The organism is Klebsiella sp. Ech2A (assembly GCF_030078455.1).
Classification (GTDB): Bacteria; Pseudomonadota; Gammaproteobacteria; order Enterobacterales; family Enterobacteriaceae; genus Klebsiella; species Klebsiella terrigena.
The window spans coordinates 1-1,983 of sequence record NZ_JAQGFU010000371.1; the positions used below are offsets into that span (position 1 = coordinate 1).

Annotated in this window: 3 protein-coding genes and 1 pseudogene; all 4 read left to right on the plus strand. The window is 61.4% G+C overall.

Annotated elements, in window-relative coordinates; genetic code table 11:
* Positions 1–191, plus strand: a pseudogene (locus PFH44_RS27070) (nitrogenase iron-molybdenum cofactor biosynthesis protein NifN); the annotation flags it as partial.
* Positions 178–648 (plus strand): NifB/NifX family molybdenum-iron cluster-binding protein, encoded by a 471-nt coding sequence (locus PFH44_RS27075; RefSeq protein ID WP_045858147.1) that lies wholly within the window; start codon positions 178–180, stop codon positions 646–648. The pseudogene PFH44_RS27070 and the gene PFH44_RS27075, both read left to right, overlap by 14 nt.
* A 195-nt stretch (positions 649–843) precedes the next feature.
* Entirely contained in the window at positions 844–1,668 is an 825-nt protein-coding gene (gene nifU, locus PFH44_RS27080; protein WP_045858149.1) for a Fe-S cluster assembly protein NifU, read from the plus strand.
* A gap of 30 nt (positions 1,669–1,698) precedes the next feature.
* The coding region (locus PFH44_RS27085) for an aminotransferase class V-fold PLP-dependent enzyme (RefSeq protein ID WP_283826759.1) at positions 1,699–1,983 on the plus strand (285 nt) is incomplete at its 3' end.

The window sequence follows — 1,983 nt, forward strand, 5'->3', positions numbered from 1 at the left end:
GCTTCCCTCTCTTGGACCGGCTCGGCGAGTTCCGCCGGGTGCGGCAGGGCTACAGCGGGATGCGCGATACGCTGTTTGAACTGGCTAACCTGATGCGCGATCGCCACCGCCACGTCGCCCTTTACCGCTCGCCGCTGCGCCAGAACGCCGAACCGCCCTTCACCCCAGGAGCCGATTATGCCGCCCATTAACCGCCAGTTTGACATGGTCCATTCCGACGAATGGTCCATGAAGGTCGCCTTTGCCAGCTCCGACTATCGTCACGTCGACCGCCACTTTGGCGCCACGCCGCGGCTGGTGGTGTATGGCGTCAAGGCGGATCGGGTCACCCTGATTAGGGTGGTTGATTTCACGGTCGAAAGCGGCCACCAGGCGGAGAAGATCGGCCAGCGGATCCACGCCCTTGAGGACTGCGTCACCCTGTTCTGCGTGGCCATCGGCGAGGCGATTTTTCGCCAGCTGCTGCAGGTTGGCGTGCGCGCAGAACGCGTGCCCGCAGACACCAAAATTGTCGATTTGCTGCAGGAGATCCAGCTCTACTGGTACGCCAAAGAGCAGCGCAAAAGCGCCCGCAGGCGCGACCCGGAGCGCTTTACCCGGCTGCTCGAGGAGCAGGAGTGGCGGGAGGATCGCGAGCCGCGCGGCTAACCCTGTCGTTTCTGTGACAAACCCCACAAAAAATAGCGACACTGTCGGGCGGCATTGTCAGATGTAGATTCTAACCATTTAAAAATAAACGTATTTATTCATTGGTACTGCATTTGCTTGTTGATAGCCATCACCGCGCTTTCCGCGGTGGAACGCGCCCCGGCGTTTTCCGTCATCATCCCTGGAGCTGACAGCATGTGGAATTACTCCGAGAAAGTGAAAGACCATTTTTTTAATCCCCGCAACGCGCGCGTGGTGGACAACGCCAACGCGGTGGGCGATGTCGGTTCATTGAGCTGCGGCGACGCGCTGCGCCTGATGCTGCGCGTCGACCCGCAAACTGAAATTATCGAGGAAGCCGGGTTTCAGACCTTTGGCTGCGGCAGCGCCATCGCCTCCTCTTCCGCGCTGACGGAGCTGATCGTTGGCCGCACGCTGGCCGAAGCCGGAGAGGTCACTAACCAGCAGATCGCCGACTACCTCGACGGACTGCCGCCGCAGAAAATGCACTGCTCGGTGATGGGCCAGGAGGCGCTGCGTGCGGCCATCGCCAACTTTCGCGGCGAGAGCCTCGACGAAGAGCATGAAGAGGGTCGGCTGATTTGCAAATGCTTCGGCGTCGATGAAGGGCATATCCGCCGCGCGGTGCTCAACAACGGCCTGACCACGCTTGAGGAGGTGATCAACTACACCAAAGCCGGCGGCGGCTGCACCTCCTGCCATGAACAAATCGAGCTGACGCTGGCGGCGATCCTCGCCGAGCGGCCGCAGAAGCCCCTCCCCGTCGCCAGCGGCAAAGATCCGCACTGGCAGAGCGTGGTCGACACCATCGCCGAACTGCGCCCGCATATTCAGGCCGACGGCGGGGATATGTCCCTGCTCAGCGTCGCCAACCACCAGGTCACCGTCAGCCTTTCCGGCAGCTGCAGCGGCTGCATGATGACCGACATGACCCTGGCCTGGCTGCAGCAAAAGCTGATGGAACGTACCGGCTGTTATATGGAAGTGGTGGCGGCATAGGCCGCGGTTAACTGACCCAAGGGGGACAAGATGAAACAGGTTTATCTCGATAACAACGCCACCACCCGGTTAGACCCGATGGTTCTCGAAGCGATGATGCCCTTTTTAACCGATTTTTACGGCAATCCCTCGTCCATTCATGATTTTGGCATTCCGGCCCAGGCGGCGCTGGAGCGCGCGCATCAGCAGGCGGCGGCGCTGCTCGGGGCGGAGTATCCCAGCGAGATAATTTTTACCTCCTGCGCCACCGAGGCCACCGCCACCGCCATCGCCTCGGCGGTGGCCCTGATGCCCGAGAGGCGGGAGATCGTGACC

Excerpts from the sequence above, each read along its gene's own strand:
- nifU (WP_045858149.1), top strand. The coding sequence starts at position 844 with ATGTGGAATTACTCCGAGAAAGTGAAAGACCATTTTTTTAATCCCCGC.
- PFH44_RS27075 (WP_045858147.1), top strand. The coding sequence starts at position 178 with ATGCCGCCCATTAACCGCCAGTTTGACATGGTCCATTCCGACGAATGG.